The following is an 18,663-nucleotide window of genomic DNA, read 5'->3' on the forward strand; positions in this document are numbered from 1 at the left end:
CGGTCCATCATCGGAGGATGAGCGGACACGGGCACGGTCATGGACACGGTCATGGACACGGTCACCGGCACTCGTGGAAGGTGCGCCTCGCCCACCTGGTGCGCCCGCACTCGCACGAGGCCGCCGACAAGGTCGACTCGGCCATGGAGGCGAGCGCCCAGGGCATGCGCGCCCTGTGGATCTCCCTGGCGGGCCTGGGCGCGACCACGGTCCTGCAAGCCGCCGTGGTCGCGTTCACCGGTTCGGTGGCGCTGCTGGGCGACACGCTCCACAACGCCGCCGACGCGCTGACCGCCGTCCCGCTGGGCATCGCGTTCCTGCTCGGCCGCCGCCCGCCGTCCCGCCGGTACACCTACGGGTACGGGCGCGCGGAAGACCTGGCCGGTGTCGTCATCGTCCTGGCGATCGCCGCGTCATGCGTCGCCGCCGGGTACGCCGCCGTCCAGCGCCTGGCCCATCCACAGCCTGTGGACCACGTGGCCGCCGTGGCGGGCGCCGCCCTCGTCGGCTTCCTGGGCAACGAACTGGTGGCCCGCTACCGCATCCGCGTGGGCCGCCGCATCGGCTCGGCCGCGCTCGTCGCCGACGGCCTCCACGCCCGCACGGACGGCTTCGCCTCCCTGGCCGTCCTGGTGGGCGCCGCCGGGGTCGCCCTGGGCGCCCCATGGGCCGACCCGGCCGTCGGCCTGCTGATCACTGTGGCGATCCTCACCGTCCTGTGGCAGACGGCCCGCGAGGTCTGGCGCCGCCTCATGGACGCCGTGGACCCCGCCCTGGTCGACCAGGCCGAGGCCGCCCTCTCCTCCACCCCTGGAGTGCTAGGCGTGGGCGACGTCCGCCTCCGCTGGATCGGCCACAGCCTGCGCGCCGAATGCGACGTGGTCGTCGACCCTTCCGCCACCGTCGTCCGCGCCCACCAGATCGCCGTGGACGCCGAGCACGGCCTCATGCACGCGCTCCCCCGCCTGGCCGGCGCCGTCGTCCACCCCGACCCCGAGCCCCGCCCCGGTGAAGATCACCACGCCGCCCTCGCGGGGCACCGCTGAGCCTGCGACCTGTGAGACGTTAGTCCGGACCAGAAGGGGAACATACTGGCCCCGGACGAGCGATCTGGGACGGGATGACGTCGTGAAGCAGCCTGCGGAAGCCAACGGACCCGACGAGAACACTGGGCCCCCTTACGTCCCGGACTCCGAACTCCCGACGGTCACCGTCCCCCTCCCCGTCGCCCCGGACCCCGCCGGAGCCACCACCCCGGACGAGCAGGCGCCCCCTGCCCAACCCGCCGAAGCCACCCAGGCCCTCCCGACCATCGAGGCCCCGGTGGCCGACAGCGACATCACCCCACCAACCGAGACCGCCCCTCTCCCGGCGAGCACGGAACCCCCGACCGAGGACTCCCCAGCAGGCAGCACGCTCGCCTTTGAACCGCTCCCGGGCGACGACACAAGCGATGACGAACTCACAGAGGAACCGGAGACGGCACAGTACGTCCCGCTAAAGAACATGGCGTCCGCAGCGGCGGAACACGCCGACTCGACAGTGGCTCCCGCAGACACCAAGCCCTCACTCGGCAACCAGCCCCCTGAGGCCACGGCTGACGCGGCGATGATGGCTGGCAGTCCACCCGACGCCGCCCTGCCGACGACCGATGCGCAGACGGACGTGGGCGCATCGGCGGGGCAGGACGTCTCTCCGGAGGACATGGCGCCCGCAGGTGGAACGGCCGCCCCGGACCCGGGCGCGGAAGACCGGTCCGCCCGCGCCGTGACGGAGATCGGCGGCCATCCCGTCCGCGACACGGCCGCACCAGAGGCACCGCACGCCGACCAGCCCGCCAGCCCGACACCCGAAGCGACGCCACCAGACGGCCAGCCCGCCAATAGCGCGGACGAGACTGCCACGACAACCGATGACCAGCCCGCCGACGCTGAGACGGAGATCGGCGACCGACCCGCCCGCGACATGGCCGACCCGGCGGTGCCGTACGCCGGCCAGCCCGCCGGCGCTACATCCGAAGCGGCTGCGCCAGGCGGCCAGGCCGTCGATGGCGCGGGCGAGACTGCGACGACGACCGGTGAACAGCGCGGAGACGTCGAGGCGCCGATATTTGGGGCGCCGGTCACCGAAGGCGTCACGAGTGCGGAGGCGGCGCAGCACGTCCTTCCAGAGGACATGGCCCCTGCGGGCGGGAGGGCCGTTCCGGAGTCGGTCTCGTACGGCCAGTCCGCCGGTCAAGCGCCCGAATCGGAGGTGGTCGGCAGCGACCAGCCCATGGGCGTGGCCGGCGGAGAGGCGGCTCACGCCGAACTCCCCGGTGAGAGCCCGGCCGATGGCGAGTCGCCGGGCGGTGACCGTGCTACCGGCGGCACAGAGGCTGCGGCGGCGGAGCCGGTGCCTGGCGGTGCCGGGGGAGCGGGAGGCGCTGGTGGTTCGGCCGATGTGGAGAGCCCGGTTGATGGGCGGCTCCACGATGACGCGGAGGCCGTTCACGACGAGGGCGCCGGGTACGTGGCGGAGGGCGTCGGGGACGAGGGGATCGATCCTCGGGCCGTGCTGGGGACGGTGCCGATCGAGGTCGCCGATCCGACGCCGCCGCTGGGGACGGACGCAGGTGAAGGTGACTGGCGTGAGCTGGTCGAGAGCGTCTACGGGCCGCTGACCGAGTTCTACGAGGGGCTCGACGCGCGGCTGCGGGAGGTCCCCGAGGACGTCCCGCCGATGGGGTGGGCGCCTCACATCGCGGCCGTCCGGGCGCTGCGCGACGGGCAGGTCGCAGGAGAGTGGGACGTGCTCGCCCGGTTCCTGGTCGCGCCCGGGACGCTGGAGGGCGCGGAGGGGCTGCGGCTCGTCCAGGCCAGCGAAGGGGATCAGGCCCGGGTCGTCCGTGACGCGGTCAAGGAAGTCACGGCGGCGGACGGGCGGGCCCTGCTGATCGCCCCCACCCCCGAGAAGGCCGCCGAACTGCTGCGCGGCATGGAGGGCGATCCCGATGTCTTCTCGCTGCTGATCGAGACGCAGCCGGAGACGGCGGAGGCGCGCTCGGTGCGGACGCAGGCGCTCCCGCCCGTCGAGGAACTCCCCGTCGAGGAGCCGCCCGCCGAGGAGGAGCCGCCGCCGCTGCGGGAGCCGGGGTCTAACGGAACGGTCGAGTTCAAGCCCCTGACCGGTCCGCCCCCGGAGCCGGCGGCGGCCGTGACCAGGGCCGAGCCGCTGCCCACGCTGCCGCCTGCGGAAGCCGTGGAGCCAGTGCAACCCGTGGAGCCTATGGAGCCTGAGGAGGGGCCGTCGGCACCGGAGATGCGGGTGCGCTCGGCGGCGCTGCGGCCGGTCGGGGAAGCGTGGGGGCTGTCCTGGCAGACGGAGGCGCGGCTGCTGCAGCGCGGGCTGATGTCGTTGGAGCAGTGGCCGCGGGATGCGGCGGCGCTCCAGTCCGTCCAGGCCGAGAACCTGCGGCGGGCCGAGCAGCTGGAAGCGGAGAAGGCGGGCCTCGCCCAGGCGATCGATGAGGCGCGGAACGCGGCGGCGGCCGCGGAGGAGGCGGTGGCAGCCGCCGAGGCCGAGGCCGAGCGGCTCTCCGGCGTCCAGGAAGAGGCCGAGGCGGAGCTGGCGGGGCCGCGGGCCGAGGCGGAGCGGCTGAAGCAGGCCGCCGACGAGGCGGGCGCCGAGGCGGCCGCGCGGACGCGGACGGCCGACGCGACCTACGCGCGGTGCGTCCAGATCGACGAGCGGGCCAAGACGGCCCAGGCGGAGTTGCAGGGGGCGCGGCAGGCGGAGGCCTCCCTCACCGACGAGTTGGCGCGGGCGCGCGAGGCGCTGCCCGGCGCGGCGGAGGAGGCGCACCGGCTGACGGCGGCGGACGCCGACGCCGCTGCGGAGGGCCATGCGGCCTACTACCGGCTGGTCTCGGCGGAGTCGGCGCTGTCGGCCCTGCGCCGCAAGATGACGCTCGGGCAGCGGCTGCACGTGGCGTCGCCGCCGGCGGAGCTGCGCGAGCTGCGCGCCGAGGTCAAGGCCCGGACGCGGGAGGCGGACGAGGCGGCGACGCGGGCGCGGGAGGCCAAGGAGGCGGCGGAGCACGCCGAGCGGGTCCGGCGCGGGCTGGCGTCGTTCGTGTCCGAGGGCGGCGCGCGGCTGAAGGCGGCGCAGGAGGCGCAGGAGCGGCTCGGGACGGAGCTGACCTGGCTCGCGGCGGAGCGGGAGAAGGTCGGCGCCGAGCATCAGGAGCAGGCGCGGCTGGCGTCCGCGGCGGTCGAGCGGGCCACGGAGGCGGGCCTGCGGGCGCGGGCGGCGTACCAGGTCGCGCAGGCGATCGAGGAGCGGGTGACCGCCGCGCGGACGTCCCGCGAGGCGGCCCTCGCGGCGGCGGCGCGGGCCCGGTCGGACGCGGAGGCCGCCACGGCGCACGCGGCGGAGACCGCGGCGGCGCTGGAGCGCCGCACCGAGGAGGCCGCGCGGGAGATCGCCGAGCGGGAGGCCGAGCTGGAGACGGTGGCCGCGGCCGAGGCGCGGTCGCGGGAGAGCGTGATCGAGATCTGCGGTGCCGACCCCGCCGACGACCCGGAGGTCGTCCCCGCGCACCAGCGGCGCGCGATGGCCCGGATCGAGGAGCTCACCGGCTACCTGGAGGGCGGCCGGGCGGCGGGCAGCGAGGTCCTGCTCCGCACCGCCGACCTCGTCGTCGGGACGCCGGCCGGTGCCGGGCTCACCGTCCGCGACGAGGACTTCGACGCGCTGATCGTCGCGGACGCGGGGACGGTCACCGACGGCGAGTTCCTCATCGGCGCCGTCCGCGCGCGCCGCTGGATCCTGGTCGGGACGGCCGGGTCGCGCCCGCCGGGCTACCGGGAGTACGCGGACTCGCCGTCGGGGCGGCTGGAGCTGAGCCCGTTCGAGCGCGCCGCGACCGCCGCGCCCGGCCTGCTGGACTAGTCCGCGCCGGACGGGCTAGTCCTCATCGTCGTCGTCGGGGATGAACAGGTGGAGGAGCCAGCCGACGACGCCGACGACGATCGCGCCCCAGAAGGCGGGCCAGAAGCCGGACACGTGGAACGGCAGCTCGAGCCCCTCCGCCAGCTCGCTCGTCAGCCAGAGCAGCAGCGCGTTCACGACGAGCCCGATGAGCCCGAGCGTGATGACGTAGAAGGCGCAGCCGAGGGTCTTGATGATCGGTTTGAGGACGGCGTTGACGATCCCGAAGATGACCGCGACCGCGACCAGGGTGAGGATCCGCCGGGAGGTGGTCTGGTCGCCGAGCGTGATGCCGTCGATCAGGACCGTCGCGACCCACAGGGCGACCGCGGTGGCGCCGACCTTGAGAAGTATTCGCACGCCACGCATCATCCTGGCCGGGAACCGCCCATGTCATCCCACTGCGAGACGATACGGGCGGTGACTCCCGTCATAACGGCGGATGACCCGCCGGGGCCGCGCCCTACTCGGCGCGGTCGAAGAACGGCGAGGTGGCGGCGACCTGGGAGCCGCTGCCGGAGCGCCCGCCCGCGACGCGGACCCCCTGCACCGCGGTCTCGCGAGGCGCGCCCTGCCGCGCGGCGTCCCGGCGCGGCGAGCTCTGCCGGACGCGGGCGAGCTCGCGCTCCAGGCGGCGCTTCTCCATCTCCAGGGTGGTCAGGGACTCCTCGTGCTCCTCGCGCAGGTCGCGCAGGTCGCGGCGGGTGCGGATGCGGCGGGCGGCGCCCTTGAAGGTGAGCGTCATGCCGACGAGGAAGACGAGGGACACGCCCGCGCCCGAGAGGAAGAGCTGCCACTCGCTCTCCAGGCCCGGGACGGTCTGGCCGAACACGACGAGGTTCGCCGGGCCGGTGTTGTCCATGACGACACCGGCCCCGACGGCGATGGCGGCCGCGACCAGGAGAAAACCGACGAACACCATGGGCAGATCTCCTCTGCAGTGACTCCGGAGGGGGTGCGGAGGCCCACCACCTTGCCAGACCGAAACTGGATCATGTCGCATTCGTCGGATAAAGCCTGGTCAGAAGCTATTCGTCCGAACCTGCCGCGCAGGGTTCCGTTCTGATCGCGGCGGGTAGTGTCGGGACGTCGCGACGAGACCCGTGGAGGGGCCCATGTCCGTGCAGGCCATCGTGTTCGACCTGGACGGCGTCCTGATCGACTCCGAGCCGGTGTGGGAGGAGGTGCGGCGCGGCTACGTCGCCGAGCGCGGCGGGCGCTGGCTGCCCGACACCCAGGACCGGCTCATGGGCATGAGCACCCAGGAATGGGCGGACTACATCGCCTCCGACCTCGTCGACGGCGTCACCCCCGAGGAGGTCGCCTACGAGGTGGTCGACCGGATGTCGCAGCGCTACGAGGAGTCGCTGCCGCTGCTGCCGGGCGCCGAGGACGCCGTCCGCCGCATGGCCGCGTTCCGCCCGCTGGGGCTGGCCAGCTCGTCCCCGCGGGCCCTCATCGACATCGTGCTCGCGCACCTCGGGGTGGACGCCCTCTTCCACACGACCGTGTCGACCGAGGACGTCGAGCGCGGCAAGCCCGCTCCGGACGGCTACCTCGCCGTGGCGGCGCAGATGGAGGTCGCGGGGCGGGACTGCGTCGCGATCGAGGACTCCAGCAACGGGCTGCGGTCGGCGCACGCGGCGGGGATGACGGTGATCGCGATACCGCGCCCGGCGCACCCGCCGGCGTCCGACGCGCTGGCGCTGGCCGCGCACGTCGCAGGGGGCCTCGACGAGCTGACCCCTGAGCTCGCGGAGGCGGTTTTCCACAGGTGAACGTTCGGGGGACGGGTGTCCGCGGCGGTTCGTAGTATGGCCCGGTGACTTCCCCTGAGACCCCGGAGACGCTCGAGACCCTGCGGCGCGTGTTCGGCTACGACGCGTTCCGGGACGGCCAGCGGGAGATCATCGAGCATGTGGTCGCCGGCGGGGACGCCCTCGTCCTGATGCCGACCGGCGGCGGCAAGTCGCTGTGCTACCAGATCCCGGCGCTCGTCCGTAAGGGCACCGGCGTCGTCGTCTCCCCCCTCATCGCCCTCATGCAGGACCAGGTCGACGCACTGCGCGCCCTCGGCGTCCGCGCGGGCTTCCTCAACTCCACCCAGGACTTCGACGAGCGCCGCACGGTCGAGGCGCAGTTCACGGCGGGCGAGCTCGACCTGCTGTACCTCGCGCCCGAGCGGCTGAAGCTCGCCGCGACCGTCGATCTGCTCGACCGGGGCGACGTCTCCCTCTTCGCGATCGACGAGGCGCACTGCGTGTCCCAGTGGGGGCACGACTTCCGCCCCGACTACCTGACGCTGTCCGGCCTGCACGAGCGCTGGCCCGAGATCCCCCGCATCGCGCTGACCGCGACCGCCACCGAGGCCACCCGCGGCGAGATCGCGTCCCGTCTCCAGCTCGAACAGGCCCGCCACTTCGTGGCGAGCTTCGACCGCCCCAACATCCAGTACCGGATCGAGCCGAAGACCGACGCCAAACGCCAGCTGCTGCGCCTGCTCCAGAGCGAGCACAAGGGCGACGCGGGCATCGTCTACTGCCTGTCCCGCAACTCGGTGGAGAAGCACGCCGCGTTCCTGACCGAGAACGGCATCGAAGCCCTCCCGTACCACGCGGGCCTCGACGCCGAGATCCGCGCGGCGAACCAGGCGCGCTTCCTCCGCGAGGACGGCCTCGTCATGGTCGCGACCATCGCGTTCGGCATGGGCATCGACAAGCCCGACGTCCGCTTCGTCGCCCACCTCGACCTGCCGAAGTCCGTGGAGGGCTACTACCAGGAGACAGGCCGCGCCGGCCGCGACGGCCTCCCGTCCACCGCCTGGCTCGCCTACGGCCTGCAGGACGTCGTCAACCTGCGCAAGATGATCGACGGCGGCGAGGGCGACGCCGCGCACCGCCGCCGCCAGGGCATGCACCTCGACTCCATGCTCGCCCTCTGCGAGACGGTCGAATGCCGCCGCGTCCAGCTGCTGAACTACTTCGGCCAGTCCGGCGAGCCCTGCGGCAACTGCGACACCTGCCTCACCCCGCCCGAGACGTGGGATGCGACCGTCCCCGCCCAGAAGGTCCTGTCCACCGTGGTGCGGCTCGACCGCGAGCGGCGCCAGAAGTTCGGCGCCGGCCACATCGTCGACATCCTCCTCGGCAAGAAGAACGCGAAGGTCATCCAGTTCGACCACGACTCGCTGAAGGTCTTCGGCATCGGCACCGAACTGCGCGACGTCGAGTGGCGCGGCGTCATCCGCCAGCTCCTCGCGCAGGGCCTGATCGCGGTGGAGAGCAACCACGGCACGCTCGTCCTGACCGACGAGAGCGCCGGCGTGCTGCGCGGCGAGCGCAAGGTCATGATGCGCCGCGAGGCCGAACGCCCCGTCGCGAAGGCGGCGAAGACCGCCAAGGCGGCCAAGGCCCAGGTCGAGCTCCCAGCCGAGGCGATGCCGATCTTCGAGCGGCTGCGCGCCTGGCGCGCCGCGACCGCCAAGGAGCAGGGCGTCCCCGCCTACGTCATCTTCCACGACGCGACCCTGCGCGAGATCGCGACCGCCCTCCCCACCTCCCTGGCGGAGCTGGGCCGCGTCAACGGCGTCGGCGAGAACAAACTCGCCAAGTACGGCGACCAGGTCCTGGAAACCCTCGCCTCCGACTAACCCGGCCCCAGCCGCCAACGCCGGCCCTGAGCGTGAAACGCATGAGACCGCACCGCCACACGGAAGCCGTCCGAGGACACCAAGGCAGGCCTGGAACGCCGGCGACGGCGGCGGACGCCGAGCCAACACGGAACGCCGGAGACAGCGCGAGACGCCGGAGGCGGTTTGGGTGCGGGGGGCGGTGTGGGGATCCGGGCGGCCGGGTGACATGGCGGTACTCCCGTGTCGCCACGGATCAGATGCATCACCGACTCTTTACAAACTGTCATCAAGTAATTACCATCTGTGCATGACGACATGGAGTTGGACCGTTCCCGGTACCACCTGGACCCGCGCCGGCACGAGCTGGACCTATGCAAGTACCGGCCGGAGCAGCAAAGGGACGAGCTGGACCTGACCCGAGGGACACGAACGATTCGCCGAAGCCCCGGGCAGGAAGGGGCCAGGGCCTGAACGGTTCCTCGCCGACGCGTTTGCCGGCGGATGGGGTGCACGGGGTGGTTGGGGGACTCTCAGGGTTCTCTCAGGGTTGGGCGTGGACTTCTGCCAGATGCGGCCGGTTACATGATCCGCATGCGAACCAATCGGAAGACGATCACGGCTGGTGCCGGCGCCGCGGGGCTTCTCGGGCTTGGCCTCTACCTCGCGGTCCCCGCCTTCGCCGACGACCCCGCGCCGTCCCACTCCCCCACGGCGCACGCGGGTCAGGGGCACCCCGGTAAGGGGCACCCGTTCCGCCGGGCGCGCGGGCTGAACGGTGTTCACGGCGAGGCCACCGTCAAGCGCAAGGACGGCTTCCACCTCGCCACCTGGCAGCGCGGCAAGATCACGTCGATCTCGGGGAGCGGGGTGACCGTCCGCAGCGAGGACGGCGCCTCCTGGACGTGGACGACCAACGACAAGACCCGCGTCCGCAAGAACGGCGACAAGTCGTCCCTCAAGAGCCTGGCCGGCGGCGACCAGGTGCTCGTCGCCGGGGAGCGCTCCGGAACCACCCGGACCGCCCGGCTGATCCGCGTCCCGCAGCACCGCTGACCCGCCGGCACCGACCATGCCGGGTAGTTTCGGGCGGGAAAGCCCGATGTGCGGGCGCGACGCGGGCGAAGGAACGGGCTGCGGGAGCGGATGAGCGAGACCCAGCGGGTGCTCGTCGTGGACGACGAGGCCAACATCCGCGACCTGATCGAGGTCGCGCTGCGCTTCCACGGCTTCACCACCGCCACCGCCGGCACGGGCGAGGAAGCGCTGCGGGCCGTCCGCGAGGCGCGGCCCGACCTCGTCCTGCTGGACGTCATGCTGCCCGACCTCGACGGTTTCGAGGTGTGCCGGCGGCTGCGCGCGGACGGCGAGCAGGTCCCGGTGATCTTCCTGACCGCACGGGACACGCCGTCCGACACCGTCAGAGGCCTCACGCTCGGCGGTGACGACTATGTCACCAAGCCGTTCTCGATCGAGGCGCTGATCGCCCGGGTGCGGGCCGTCCTTCGCCGGGCGGCCCCGCTGGCGCCCTCCGCCGGGCCCGTGCTGCGCGTCGCCGACCTCGAACTCGACGAGGCGCACTGGACGGTGCGGCGCGGCGGCGTCCCCGTCGAGCTGTCCCCGACCGAGTTCCGGCTGCTCGCCTACCTGATGCGCAACGCGGGCATGGTGCTCTCGCGCGCCCAGCTCCTCGACGGCGTGTGGGGCTGGGACCACGGCAACCCGCAGGTCGTCGAGACCTACATCAGCTACCTGCGCCGCAAGCTGGACCCGCTCGGCACCCCGCTGATCCACACCCAGCGCGGGGTGGGCTACGCGCTGCGGCCATGACGCTCAACGCGAGGCTGCTCACCGGCCTGCTCGCCATCACCACCGCCGGGCTGGCGATCATGGGCCTGGTCAGCGCGCTCGTCCTGAACGGGTACCTGATGCACCGCGTGGACGGGCAGCTCCAGGCCACCCGCGACCGCACCGTCACGCGCCTCCTGCGCCCCGGCCTCCCGGAGCAGGGGGTGGCCCCCGCACAGTTCGTGGTGCTGGCCGTCGGCCCGGCCGGACGGGTCCGCGTCCTCAGCGGCGACGCGCCCGCCCCCGAGCAGGCGGTGCGGGAGGTGCGGCGGCTGGGCCCCGACGAGCTGGCCGCCCGCGCACGCACCCTCGAACCGTTCTCCCTGCCCGGCCTGCGCGCGGTGGCGCGTCCGTCGCGGAACGGCGTCATCGTCGTGGCGGCCCCCCTCACCGAGATCCACGCGGCCGTCCGCAACCTCGTCCTGACCGAGATCGCCACGGCCGCCCTGCTCCTCGCCGTCCTGCTCGTGCTCGGCCGGTGGCTCATCCGCCGCGGCCTGCTGCCGCTGGGCCGGATGGCCGCCACCGCGCACGCCATCACCGCGGGCGGCGACCTGCGCGCCCGCATGCCCGGCCCCGGGCAGCGCACCGAGACGGCCCGCCTCGCCTCCGCGATCAACGTGATGCTGGAGCGGATCGAGCAGGCGTTCTGGGCGCGCAGCCGGTCGGAGGCCCGGGTCCGCGAGTTCGCCGCCGACGCGTCCCACGAGCTGCGGACGCCGCTCACCACCATCCAGGGCTACGCGGAGCTGTACCGGCACGGCGCCCTCGGACCCGACGAGCTGCCCGACGCGATGCGCCGCATCGAGGAAGAGGCCCGCCGGATGAACAGCCTCGTCACCGACCTCCTCGAACTCGCCCGTCTCGACCGCGAGGCTTCCCTGAACCCCGTCCGCACCGACCTCGTCGCCCTCGCCAAGGACGCCGTGGCCGACGCGACCGCCGCCGACCCCGACCGTCCCATCGTGCTGGACGCCCCTGACACTCTGGTCGCCACCGTCGACGAGGCCCGCATCCGCCAGGTCTTCGCTAACCTCCTGGCCAACGTACGGGCCCACACACCCCCCGGAACGCCCACGACCATCCGTCTGGCGCCGGGCCTGATCGAGGTGGCGGACAAGGGGCCGGGCATGCCCCCGGAGGACGCCGCGCGCGCCTTCGAACGCTTCCACCGGGGCGCGCAGGGCGGCACCGGCCTCGGCCTCCCGATCGTCGCCGCCATCGCCGCCGCCCATAGAGGACGGGCCGAACTGCTGTCCGCGCCGTCCAAGGGGACGATCGTCCGCATCACGCTCGGTTCCCACTGAGCGGGACACGCCGGTGCCGGCGGCGACGCCGTCCTGCACAGTCCGAAGGTCGGCTCCCCGAACCGAAGGAACCGCAGCATGTCCGGCTGGAGTCATCGGTACGCGCGCGTCAACGGCCTGGACGTCCACTACGTGGAGCAGGGGGAGGGGCCGCTCGTCGTCCTCCTGCACGGCTTCCCGCACATCTGGTTCAGCTGGCGCCACCAGATCGGGCCGATCGCCGACGCGGGCTTCCGGGTCGTCGCGCCCGACATGCGCGGAATGGGGCACACCAGCGGCCCGCGGGACCACCGCGAGTACGACGTCGACCGGATCGTGGGCGACCTCACCGGCCTCCTCGACCACCTCGGCGAGGAGCGGGCCGTCTTCAGCGGGCTCGACTTCGGCCTCTTCGCCGCCTACGACCTCGCCTACCACGCCCCGGACCGCGTCGCCGCGATCATCGGGCTGGAGAACCCCTTCTTTACGCCGAGCGAGGAGTCGCCGCTGACGCTCGCCGCCCGGCAGGCGAAGCGGCACTTCAACCACATCCACTACTTCGCCGAGCCCGGTGTCGCCGACCGCGACCTCGCCGCCGCGCCGCGCGAGTTCCTGCGCAAGGTCTTCTACGCGCTTTCCAGCGACTACCACTACCTCGACGTCTGGCGGCAACCTCCCGGAACGTCCTATATCGACGCCCTCCCCGAGACGCCGCCGCTCCCCTGGTCGTGGCTGACCGAGACGGAGCTGGAGTTCTATGTCGACGCCTACAGCCGCAGCGGCTTCACGGGCGGGCTCAACTGGTACCGGGCGATGGACCTGTCCTGGGAGTACCGCAAGTCCTACGGCGACCGGAAGAACCCCGTCCCGTACTACTTCATCGGCAGCGAGCAGGACGCCGACCTCGAGGGCTGGCACGGCGACGACCCCCTGAGCAGGCTCGGCGACCACCACGCCGACGTCCGCGGCGTCCAGATGATCAAGAACGCCGGCCACATGACGCAGATGGAGAAACCCGCCGAGACCACGGCGGCCATGCTCGTATTCCTCGCTGGGAGCGCCAGGTGAGCCTTACCGAAGACCGGGTCGTCGTGGTCACCGGCGCCAGCCGCGGCGCCGGGAAGGGCATCGCGCTGGCCCTCGGCGCGACCGGGGCGACGGTGTACGTGACGGGACGGACGCGCGCCGAAGGCGACGCCGACCTCCCCGGCACGGTCTTCGCCACGGCAGAGGAGATCGACGCCCGCGGCGGCACCGGCGTGCCCGTGATCTGCGACCACTCCGACGACGAGCAGGTGGCGGACCTGTTCAAGCGGGTGGAACGCGAGCACGGCGCGCTGGACATCCTCGTCAACAACGCGTTCACGATCCCGGACGGACTCACCCGCCAGGGGCCGTTCTGGGAGAAGCCGCTGGCGCTCCAGAGCATGTTCGACGTGGGGATGCGCTCCGCCTACGTGGCCGGCTACTACGCCGCGCCGCTGCTGGTGCGGAACAACGCGGGCCTCGTCGTCAACACCTCGTCCTTCGGAGGACGCTGCTACATGCACGGCCCGGCCTACGGCGCGGGAAAGGCCGCCGTCGACAAGATGGCCCATGACATGGCGGTCGACTTCGAGCCCTACAACGTCGCCGTCATCTCGCTGTGGATGGGGCTGCTGAAGACCGAACGGAACAAGGCGCTCTTCGAGGGCGTCCCCGACCGGTACAGGTCGTTCGCCGCGGGCGCGGAGTCCGCCGAGTTCAGCGGCCGGGTGATCGACGCGCTCGCCCGGCACCCGGAGCTCATGCGGTGGAGCGGGCAGGTCCACATCGGCGCGGAGCTCGGCGCCGAACTGGGCGTGGTGGACGTCGACGGGAGCAGCCCCCGGTCCCACCGCGGGCATCTCGGCGACCCGCCCACCTTCAGCTCCGCCGTCGTCAAGTAGTCGGCAACGCCTTCCCCAAGCCTTGCCCGGCCTCACCGGCCGGAATTCTCCGGGACTTCCTCATCAGGCACGAAGACGCCTCCTGCGAGGCAAATATTTTGGCATATCCCGAAGCGATATTCCGCACCCCCGCTCGCAACTGATGCGCTTAATGGGGATATGCCGGGATTACCCCATGAAGGGGCCCCTGACCTGGAGCGCAAGCGGAGTTATGATCCGAAACTGGGGCCGACGCGATAACGGTCCCATCAGGGACGCCCGGACGTCCGTTGTCCGCATTCCTTCGTCCATCCCTGTCCGGCCGAGACCGAGCGAGACAAGGCGATGGGACTCCAGTGAGGAGGCACCATGACCCACGTCGAGCAAGAGTCCACACCGCAGACCCCGCCCGCGGCCGCCGATCCGGCGCCGCTGGGCCTGGCGGCGTTCGCCCTGACCACGTTCCTCCTCTCGGTCAAGAACGCCGGATGGACCGACGGCACCGACGCCTGGCTGAGCTACGCCCTCGCCTACGGCGGCCTCATCCAGCTCCTGGCCGGAATGTGGGAGTTCCGCAACCGCAACGTGTTCGGCGCGACGGCCTTCTCGTCCTACGGCGGCTTCTGGCTCGGCCTCGGCCTGTACGTCGTCCTGGTCGCCGGCGGGGCGAGCCCCGCCGAGGAGGCCAACGACCTCGCCTGGATCCTGCTCGCCTGGGCGATCTTCAATACCTACATGATGTTCTGGGCGACGCAGGTCAACCAGGCCATCCTGGCGGTGTTCGTCGCACTGGAGGCCACGGAGATCATCCTGTTCATCGGGAACTTCGCCACCAGCGAGACCACGATCAAGATCGGCGGCTACCTCGGCGTCCTCACCGCCATCTGCGCCTGGTACGCCTCCGCCGCCGGCATCATCAACGGCATGACGGGCCGTACCTTCCTCGGCGTCGGCAAGCCGCTCACGGCCCTGACCTCCCGGACCGGCCCCTATCCCCGCTGATCCGCCGCGGCGGGTCCCCGGAGAATGCTCGACCAGCGGCCCGGCGAGGCAGCCGCTCGGGCGGGCGGTTCGCGGTCTCCTCGCCCGACGAGTACGGCGCTAGGGTGAATTCGTGACCCCCCGTCCTGAAGATCCGTCGCGCCTCGTCGGCGACGACGACCGCGACACCGCCGTGCAGCGCCTGCGAGAGGCGTACGCCAAGGGGCACATCTCGCACGAGGAGATGGACGAACGCCTCGACCAGGTGCTCAGCGCCCGGACCCGCGGCGACCTCGCGACCCCCTTGGCCGCACTCCCGGACGACGAGGCGGGCGCCACGTCCACGATCGGCGCCGCCACCGGACGGATCAAGCGCCGCGGAGCCTGGCGCGTACCGCGCTCCCTCAAGGTCGAGTCCGCCTTCGGGAACGTGGACCTGGACCTGTCCAAGGCGATCATCGAGCACCCGGTCGTCGACATCGAACTGCGGGTCGGCACCGGCCGAGCCAAGATCACCGTCCCCCGCGACGCCATCGTCGAGACGGAGGGCCTGCACACCGGTCTGAAGGACGCGCGCTACACGCCCCGCCACCCCACGCGCCCCGACGGCCCCAAGATCAGGATCACCGGCTCCATGGGCTTCGGCCGCCTGAAGATCCGCCACTCCCGCCGTTGAGCGGTCGGGCCGCGCCAGACGTCATGCACCCAGCGCACTGCCCAGCCTCGTCCGATCCGTCCATTCCCGAATGATCAGCGGGGCCCGTCCGATCGATCCGCCTACCGGGCCGCCGGGCTCGCCTATTTCCGGATTGAATGTGATCTAGCCCAGTACAGTGAGCGTCCGGCAGCATCCTCAATGGTTCGGGGGACGTCGATGAGTGCTGGACAGGGCCCGTGGGGCCCGTACGGCGGTGGACAACAACCGGGTCGGCCGTACGGTGGCCCCCCCGGACCGCAGTGGGGACCGCCGCCCGGACCGCAGTGGGGCCGACCGCCCGGCCCACAGCCCGGACCGCACTGGCGGCCGCCGCCCGGACCACCGCCCGGACCGCCCAGGCCGCCGTCGCGCACCTGGCGGGTGCTCCGGCTGCTCAACCCGATCCTGGCCGCACGCCAGGTGGCCAGGGCGTCCCGCCCGGGCCGGGTGGACGATCCGGTGGTGCGGAAAGTCCAGGTCCTGCGCGCGGTGGTCGGTCTCATCGCAGTCGTGTGGGTCATGGTGACCTACCGCGTCGCCTCTGACGCCAAGTCCGTGGCCTACGACCGGGCCAACCAGATCGCGACGTCCGCGGCCCTGCTACCGGCTACGTTCCCGGTCGTCGTCGGCGCGTTCATCCTCGGAAGCCGTCCGCACAACCGCGGCCTGTACCTGCGGCGGTCGCTGAAGCCCCTGGGAGCACTGCTGGCTCTTGTCGGCACGGTCTTGCTCTTCTATGTTCTCGTCCACGTGATGCCGGAAGGCGGCCTCATCGGCGACGACGAGAAGCCGTCCCCGGCCGTCTACATGAAGCTCCTGGTCATGGTCATCGCCGCCCTCTGGACGCTGTGGGCGATCGCGTTCGTGATCTGGGGCGGCGCCATCGCGGTGGTGAACGTGCTCCGGACCGCCGACATCCACGAGGTCCTGCCCCCGGTCATCGCGACCGTCCTGGTCTGGGAACTCGCGATCGGGGACCTGATCTCGAACGACTACCACGGCCTCCCGGTACCGGTGCGGGTCGCGGTGATCCTCGGCGGCCCCCTCTCGGTCACGGCGGTGAGCCTCTGGGAACTGCGACGCCTCAGAACCCGCCATGGCCTGACCCTCCGCCAAGCCCTAGGCCGCTGACCTCCACGCCCGCCCAGGTGGAGCCGGCTCGGGGCCACGCAGCTCCTGAGACGTCCGGATCTTGCGATCAGCCCAGAGTCGAGAGCAGGGACGGGGGAAAGATCGCGAAGAAGATCGTGCAGGCAACGCCGACGTAGACGTAGACGGGCTTCGGGGGGAGGTCGGTGGCCAGGAGCAGGTCTTTGGGGTGCTTGGGGTCGTAGACGATGGGCTCCCAGCCTCCCTCCAGGACGCGGCCGGGTTCGTAGCGGTTCGTGATGCGAGTGCCGTCGGCGGTGGTGAAGGTCAGATCGTACTTTCGTACGATCCCGCGCCGCCAGAAGGAGACCCGCTCGTACTTCCTGCCGACCTCGGCACGGGTGCGCACTCCGTTGCGGGTCAGATGGCGTGCCTTGAGGTAGTCCGGCAGGACGAGGATCAAGAAGATCGCGCCGGTGAACCGCTCGACGATGGCCCAGACCATACCCACTCCCGATCGTTCGGAGGTGTTGTGGAGTGTGCCAGAGGGCTCATCAAGGCCGGCGAGCGGCTTCCGGGGACGACCAAGAGCGGCCGGTCACGTGCGGTCGGCTTCAACGCCGGGACGGTCGACGTCCTCAGGGCGCACAGCCGAGGCGCTGCCGCATGCTCGGCTTCACGACCTTCGCCACATCCACGCGACGACTCTGCTCCTGGCGTTGTGGTGGCCGCTCGGCTCGGCCACGCCGACCCGTCCATCACACCCCGGGTCTACACGCACGTGATCAACCAGCAACTCGTGGAGGCAGCCGATATCTTCGCGAAGCGGGTGGACGACGTCGCGTAGACAGATGCACTGTCAGCAAGGCCGTTAGCACGAAGCCCCCTCGCGATGACCGCAAGGGGGCTTTGACCTGTGCGCACCCGAAGGGATTCGAACCCCTAACCTTCTGATCCGTAGTCAGATGCTCTATCCGTTGAGCTACGGGTGCCTGCCGGAGTAACTGTACCGGTTCCAGGGACCTGACCGCGAATCGGTTGGCGGATGCCGGGGCGGGGAGTGTGACTTGAGTCACGGAACCCTTGGGGGTGCTGGTACGCCAAAAGGGGGATTGAGGCGGGTCTGACCTGGGAGGGTGTAGCCCGTCCGAAAGCCCATCCCCCTGAAGGAGAATCCCCATGCGCATGTCCGCCACCAAGCTGGTCGGCGTCCTCGCCGTCGGTGGCCTGATGCTCGGTTCCACGGGTTGTGGCGCGGTCGACGCCATCGCCGGCGGGAAGAAGACGACCGCCTGCAAGAACATCGAGACGGAGCTGCGGAGCTTCTCCACCAGCGGCATGTCGATGACGACGCCCGGCGGTGCCTCGGCCACCGCGCAGAAGTTCTCGGACACGGCCGCCAAGGTGCGGTCCGAGGGGCAGAGCGCCGGCGGTGACGTCGAGACCGCCGCAACCGCGTTCGCGGGCGACCTCGACGAGACCGCGTCGATGCTGCGACAGGTCCAGTCCGGCAGCACGACCCCGCGCCAGCCCGACCTCGCGGGAATGCGCCAGCACGGCAACGACCTGGCCGAGGCCTGCGGGTTCACCGGCTTCCGGCTCGGCGGCTGACGGCCGACGCGCTCCGCTCCCGCGGCCCCGGGAGCGCGCCGCACGGACCTGTTTCCGACTATGCTGTCGAGGCCACGGGTCAGACTTTGCCGGTTGGCTCGCCGAACCGGTAGCCTGTCCTGAGCCCGATGGCTACTGGAGGATTCGCCTAGTCCGGTCTATGGCGCCGCACTGCTAATGCGGTTTGGGTGCAAGCCCATCCGGGGTTCAAATCCCCGATCCTCCGCCACACTGACCAGGGACTTCGTCCAAGATTGCGATCTTGAGCGAAGTCCCTGTCGCGTTCCAGATGTCCGTTTTTCCTGCCCTGGTGTGCACATGGTGTGCACGGGATGTCGCCGGAGTGCTTTCGTCGCCGGACGATGCGGCGGCTGGCTGTCTCGTCTCTGATTACCCTGCGTGTTGACCGCGCCGGTTACGCCGGTCCGCAAGTGAGATCACATTGGCGGCGTCAGGTGTGCTCTGCCGCGTCCGACGAGGGACGACCGCAGCCACCGCCTCGGCGGCTGCACGGGACACCTCAGGAAGTACTGAGGTGTAGGTGTCAGCCGTGAACGAGTGGCGGGCGTGTCCGAGCGTCTCGCTGATCACTTTCATGTTGACGTTGCCGAGCAGGGCGAGCGTCGCGGCTCCGTGTCGGAGGTC

17 protein-coding genes, 2 tRNA genes and 1 pseudogene are annotated in these 18,663 nt (G+C 71.6%); 15 read left to right on the forward strand and 5 right to left on the reverse strand.

The window, feature by feature from the left end:
• The first annotated feature begins 17 nt into the window (after positions 1 to 17).
• Both AB0C21_RS37950 and AB0C21_RS37955 read left to right on the forward strand, forming a co-directional pair.
• Entirely contained in the window at positions 18 to 1,046 is a 1,029-nt protein-coding gene (locus AB0C21_RS37950) for a cation diffusion facilitator family transporter (RefSeq protein WP_500210879.1), read from the forward strand.
• 1,396 nt (positions 1,047 to 2,442) lie between these two features.
• Positions 2,443 to 4,932 (forward strand): hypothetical protein, encoded by a 2,490-nt coding sequence (locus AB0C21_RS37955; RefSeq protein WP_500210880.1) that lies wholly within the window; start codon positions 2,443 to 2,445, stop codon positions 4,930 to 4,932.
• A 15-nt stretch (positions 4,933 to 4,947) separates the two neighbouring features.
• Here the strand turns inward: AB0C21_RS37955 and AB0C21_RS37960 are convergent, their stop codons facing one another.
• Together AB0C21_RS37960 and AB0C21_RS37965 are read right to left on the reverse strand one after the other, a co-directional pair.
• A complete protein-coding gene (locus tag AB0C21_RS37960; protein ID WP_500210881.1) occupies positions 4,948 to 5,331 on the reverse strand; it encodes a phage holin family protein in 384 nt (127 codons plus the stop codon).
• Between the two features lie 103 nt (positions 5,332 to 5,434).
• On the reverse strand, positions 5,435 to 5,893 hold the full coding sequence (locus AB0C21_RS37965) for a hypothetical protein (protein ID WP_500210882.1): 459 nt from the start codon (positions 5,891 to 5,893) through the stop codon (positions 5,435 to 5,437).
• A gap of 193 nt (positions 5,894 to 6,086) precedes the next feature.
• Between AB0C21_RS37965 and AB0C21_RS37970 the strand changes: the two genes are divergently transcribed.
• From AB0C21_RS37970 to AB0C21_RS38015, 10 genes are all read left to right on the forward strand, one after another.
• Positions 6,087 to 6,749 (forward strand): HAD family hydrolase, encoded by a 663-nt coding sequence (locus AB0C21_RS37970; RefSeq protein WP_500210884.1) that lies wholly within the window; start codon positions 6,087 to 6,089, stop codon positions 6,747 to 6,749.
• Between the two features lie 44 nt (positions 6,750 to 6,793).
• On the forward strand, positions 6,794 to 8,620 hold the full coding sequence (gene recQ, locus AB0C21_RS37975) for a DNA helicase RecQ (RefSeq protein WP_500210885.1): 1,827 nt from the start codon (positions 6,794 to 6,796) through the stop codon (positions 8,618 to 8,620).
• A gap of 573 nt (positions 8,621 to 9,193) precedes the next feature.
• Positions 9,194 to 9,655, forward strand: coding sequence for a DUF5666 domain-containing protein (locus AB0C21_RS37980; RefSeq protein WP_500210886.1), 462 nt, complete (start codon positions 9,194 to 9,196; stop codon positions 9,653 to 9,655).
• Positions 9,656 to 9,745: 90 nt separating this feature from the next.
• Positions 9,746 to 10,429, forward strand: coding sequence for a response regulator transcription factor (locus AB0C21_RS37985; protein ID WP_500210888.1), 684 nt, complete (start codon positions 9,746 to 9,748; stop codon positions 10,427 to 10,429).
• On the forward strand, positions 10,426 to 11,754 hold the full coding sequence (locus AB0C21_RS37990; protein ID WP_500210890.1) for a sensor histidine kinase: 1,329 nt from the start codon (positions 10,426 to 10,428) through the stop codon (positions 11,752 to 11,754). The genes AB0C21_RS37985 and AB0C21_RS37990 overlap by 4 nt, the downstream gene beginning before the upstream one ends.
• A gap of 78 nt (positions 11,755 to 11,832) precedes the next feature.
• Positions 11,833 to 12,801 (forward strand): alpha/beta hydrolase, encoded by a 969-nt coding sequence (locus tag AB0C21_RS37995; RefSeq protein ID WP_500210892.1) that lies wholly within the window; start codon positions 11,833 to 11,835, stop codon positions 12,799 to 12,801.
• On the forward strand, positions 12,798 to 13,661 hold the full coding sequence (locus tag AB0C21_RS38000; RefSeq protein ID WP_500210893.1) for an SDR family NAD(P)-dependent oxidoreductase: 864 nt from the start codon (positions 12,798 to 12,800) through the stop codon (positions 13,659 to 13,661). Before AB0C21_RS37995 ends, AB0C21_RS38000 begins: the two co-directional genes overlap by 4 nt.
• Positions 13,662 to 14,009: 348 nt before the next feature.
• Entirely contained in the window at positions 14,010 to 14,642 is a 633-nt protein-coding gene (locus AB0C21_RS38005) for an acetate uptake transporter (protein ID WP_500210895.1), read from the forward strand.
• A gap of 112 nt (positions 14,643 to 14,754) precedes the next feature.
• Positions 14,755 to 15,297: a DUF1707 SHOCT-like domain-containing protein gene (locus AB0C21_RS38010; RefSeq protein WP_500210896.1), complete on the forward strand. Its 543-nt coding sequence runs from the start codon at positions 14,755 to 14,757 to the stop codon at positions 15,295 to 15,297.
• A 483-nt stretch (positions 15,298 to 15,780) separates the two neighbouring features.
• On the forward strand, positions 15,781 to 16,449 hold the full coding sequence (locus AB0C21_RS38015) for a hypothetical protein (protein WP_500210897.1): 669 nt from the start codon (positions 15,781 to 15,783) through the stop codon (positions 16,447 to 16,449).
• 67 nt (positions 16,450 to 16,516) lie between these two features.
• Here the strand turns inward: AB0C21_RS38015 and AB0C21_RS38020 are convergent, their stop codons facing one another.
• Positions 16,517 to 16,912, reverse strand: a complete 396-nt coding sequence (locus AB0C21_RS38020) for a hypothetical protein (protein WP_500210898.1) — start codon at positions 16,910 to 16,912, stop codon at positions 16,517 to 16,519.
• A 219-nt stretch (positions 16,913 to 17,131) separates the two neighbouring features.
• On the opposite strand from AB0C21_RS38020, the gene AB0C21_RS38025 reads away from it, so the two are divergent.
• On the forward strand, positions 17,132 to 17,254 hold the full coding sequence (locus AB0C21_RS38025; RefSeq protein WP_500210900.1) for a hypothetical protein: 123 nt from the start codon (positions 17,132 to 17,134) through the stop codon (positions 17,252 to 17,254).
• 72 nt (positions 17,255 to 17,326) lie between these two features.
• On the opposite strand, the gene AB0C21_RS38030 is transcribed toward AB0C21_RS38025, so the two are convergent.
• Positions 17,327 to 17,399: transfer RNA gene (locus AB0C21_RS38030), tRNA-Arg, on the reverse strand.
• Positions 17,400 to 17,586: 187 nt separating this feature from the next.
• Between AB0C21_RS38030 and AB0C21_RS38035 the strand changes: the two genes are divergently transcribed.
• Together AB0C21_RS38035 and AB0C21_RS38040 are read left to right on the forward strand one after the other, a co-directional pair.
• Positions 17,587 to 18,018, forward strand: coding sequence for a hypothetical protein (locus tag AB0C21_RS38035; protein ID WP_500210901.1), 432 nt, complete (start codon positions 17,587 to 17,589; stop codon positions 18,016 to 18,018).
• Positions 18,019 to 18,155: 137 nt separating this feature from the next.
• Positions 18,156 to 18,247: transfer RNA gene (locus tag AB0C21_RS38040), tRNA-Ser, on the forward strand.
• A gap of 161 nt (positions 18,248 to 18,408) precedes the next feature.
• Here AB0C21_RS38040 and AB0C21_RS38045 read toward each other — a convergent pair.
• Positions 18,409 to 18,663: pseudogene (locus AB0C21_RS38045) on the reverse strand (hypothetical protein); the annotation flags it as partial.

The sequence above is a fragment of the Spirillospora sp. NPDC049024 genome (assembly GCF_040649235.1).
Lineage (GTDB): Bacteria > Actinomycetota > Actinomycetes > Streptosporangiales > Streptosporangiaceae > Spirillospora.

Bases quoted from the DNA above. Each gene is read 5' to 3' on its own strand.
- AB0C21_RS38035 (WP_500210901.1), top strand. From the start codon at position 17,587: ATGCGCATGTCCGCCACCAAGCTGGTCGGCGTCCTCGCCGTCGGTGGC.
- AB0C21_RS38020 (WP_500210898.1), bottom strand. From the start codon at position 16,912: ATGGTCTGGGCCATCGTCGAGCGGTTCACCGGCGCGATCTTCTTGATC.
- AB0C21_RS37965 (WP_500210882.1), bottom strand. From the start codon at position 5,893: ATGGTGTTCGTCGGTTTTCTCCTGGTCGCGGCCGCCATCGCCGTCGGG.
- AB0C21_RS38005 (WP_500210895.1), top strand. From the start codon at position 14,010: ATGACCCACGTCGAGCAAGAGTCCACACCGCAGACCCCGCCCGCGGCC.
- AB0C21_RS37950 (WP_500210879.1), top strand. From the start codon at position 18: ATGAGCGGACACGGGCACGGTCATGGACACGGTCATGGACACGGTCAC.
- AB0C21_RS37995 (WP_500210892.1), top strand. From the start codon at position 11,833: ATGTCCGGCTGGAGTCATCGGTACGCGCGCGTCAACGGCCTGGACGTC.
- AB0C21_RS37970 (WP_500210884.1), top strand. From the start codon at position 6,087: ATGTCCGTGCAGGCCATCGTGTTCGACCTGGACGGCGTCCTGATCGAC.
- AB0C21_RS37985 (WP_500210888.1), top strand. From the start codon at position 9,746: ATGAGCGAGACCCAGCGGGTGCTCGTCGTGGACGACGAGGCCAACATC.
- AB0C21_RS37990 (WP_500210890.1), top strand. From the start codon at position 10,426: ATGACGCTCAACGCGAGGCTGCTCACCGGCCTGCTCGCCATCACCACC.
- AB0C21_RS37980 (WP_500210886.1), top strand. From the start codon at position 9,194: ATGCGAACCAATCGGAAGACGATCACGGCTGGTGCCGGCGCCGCGGGG.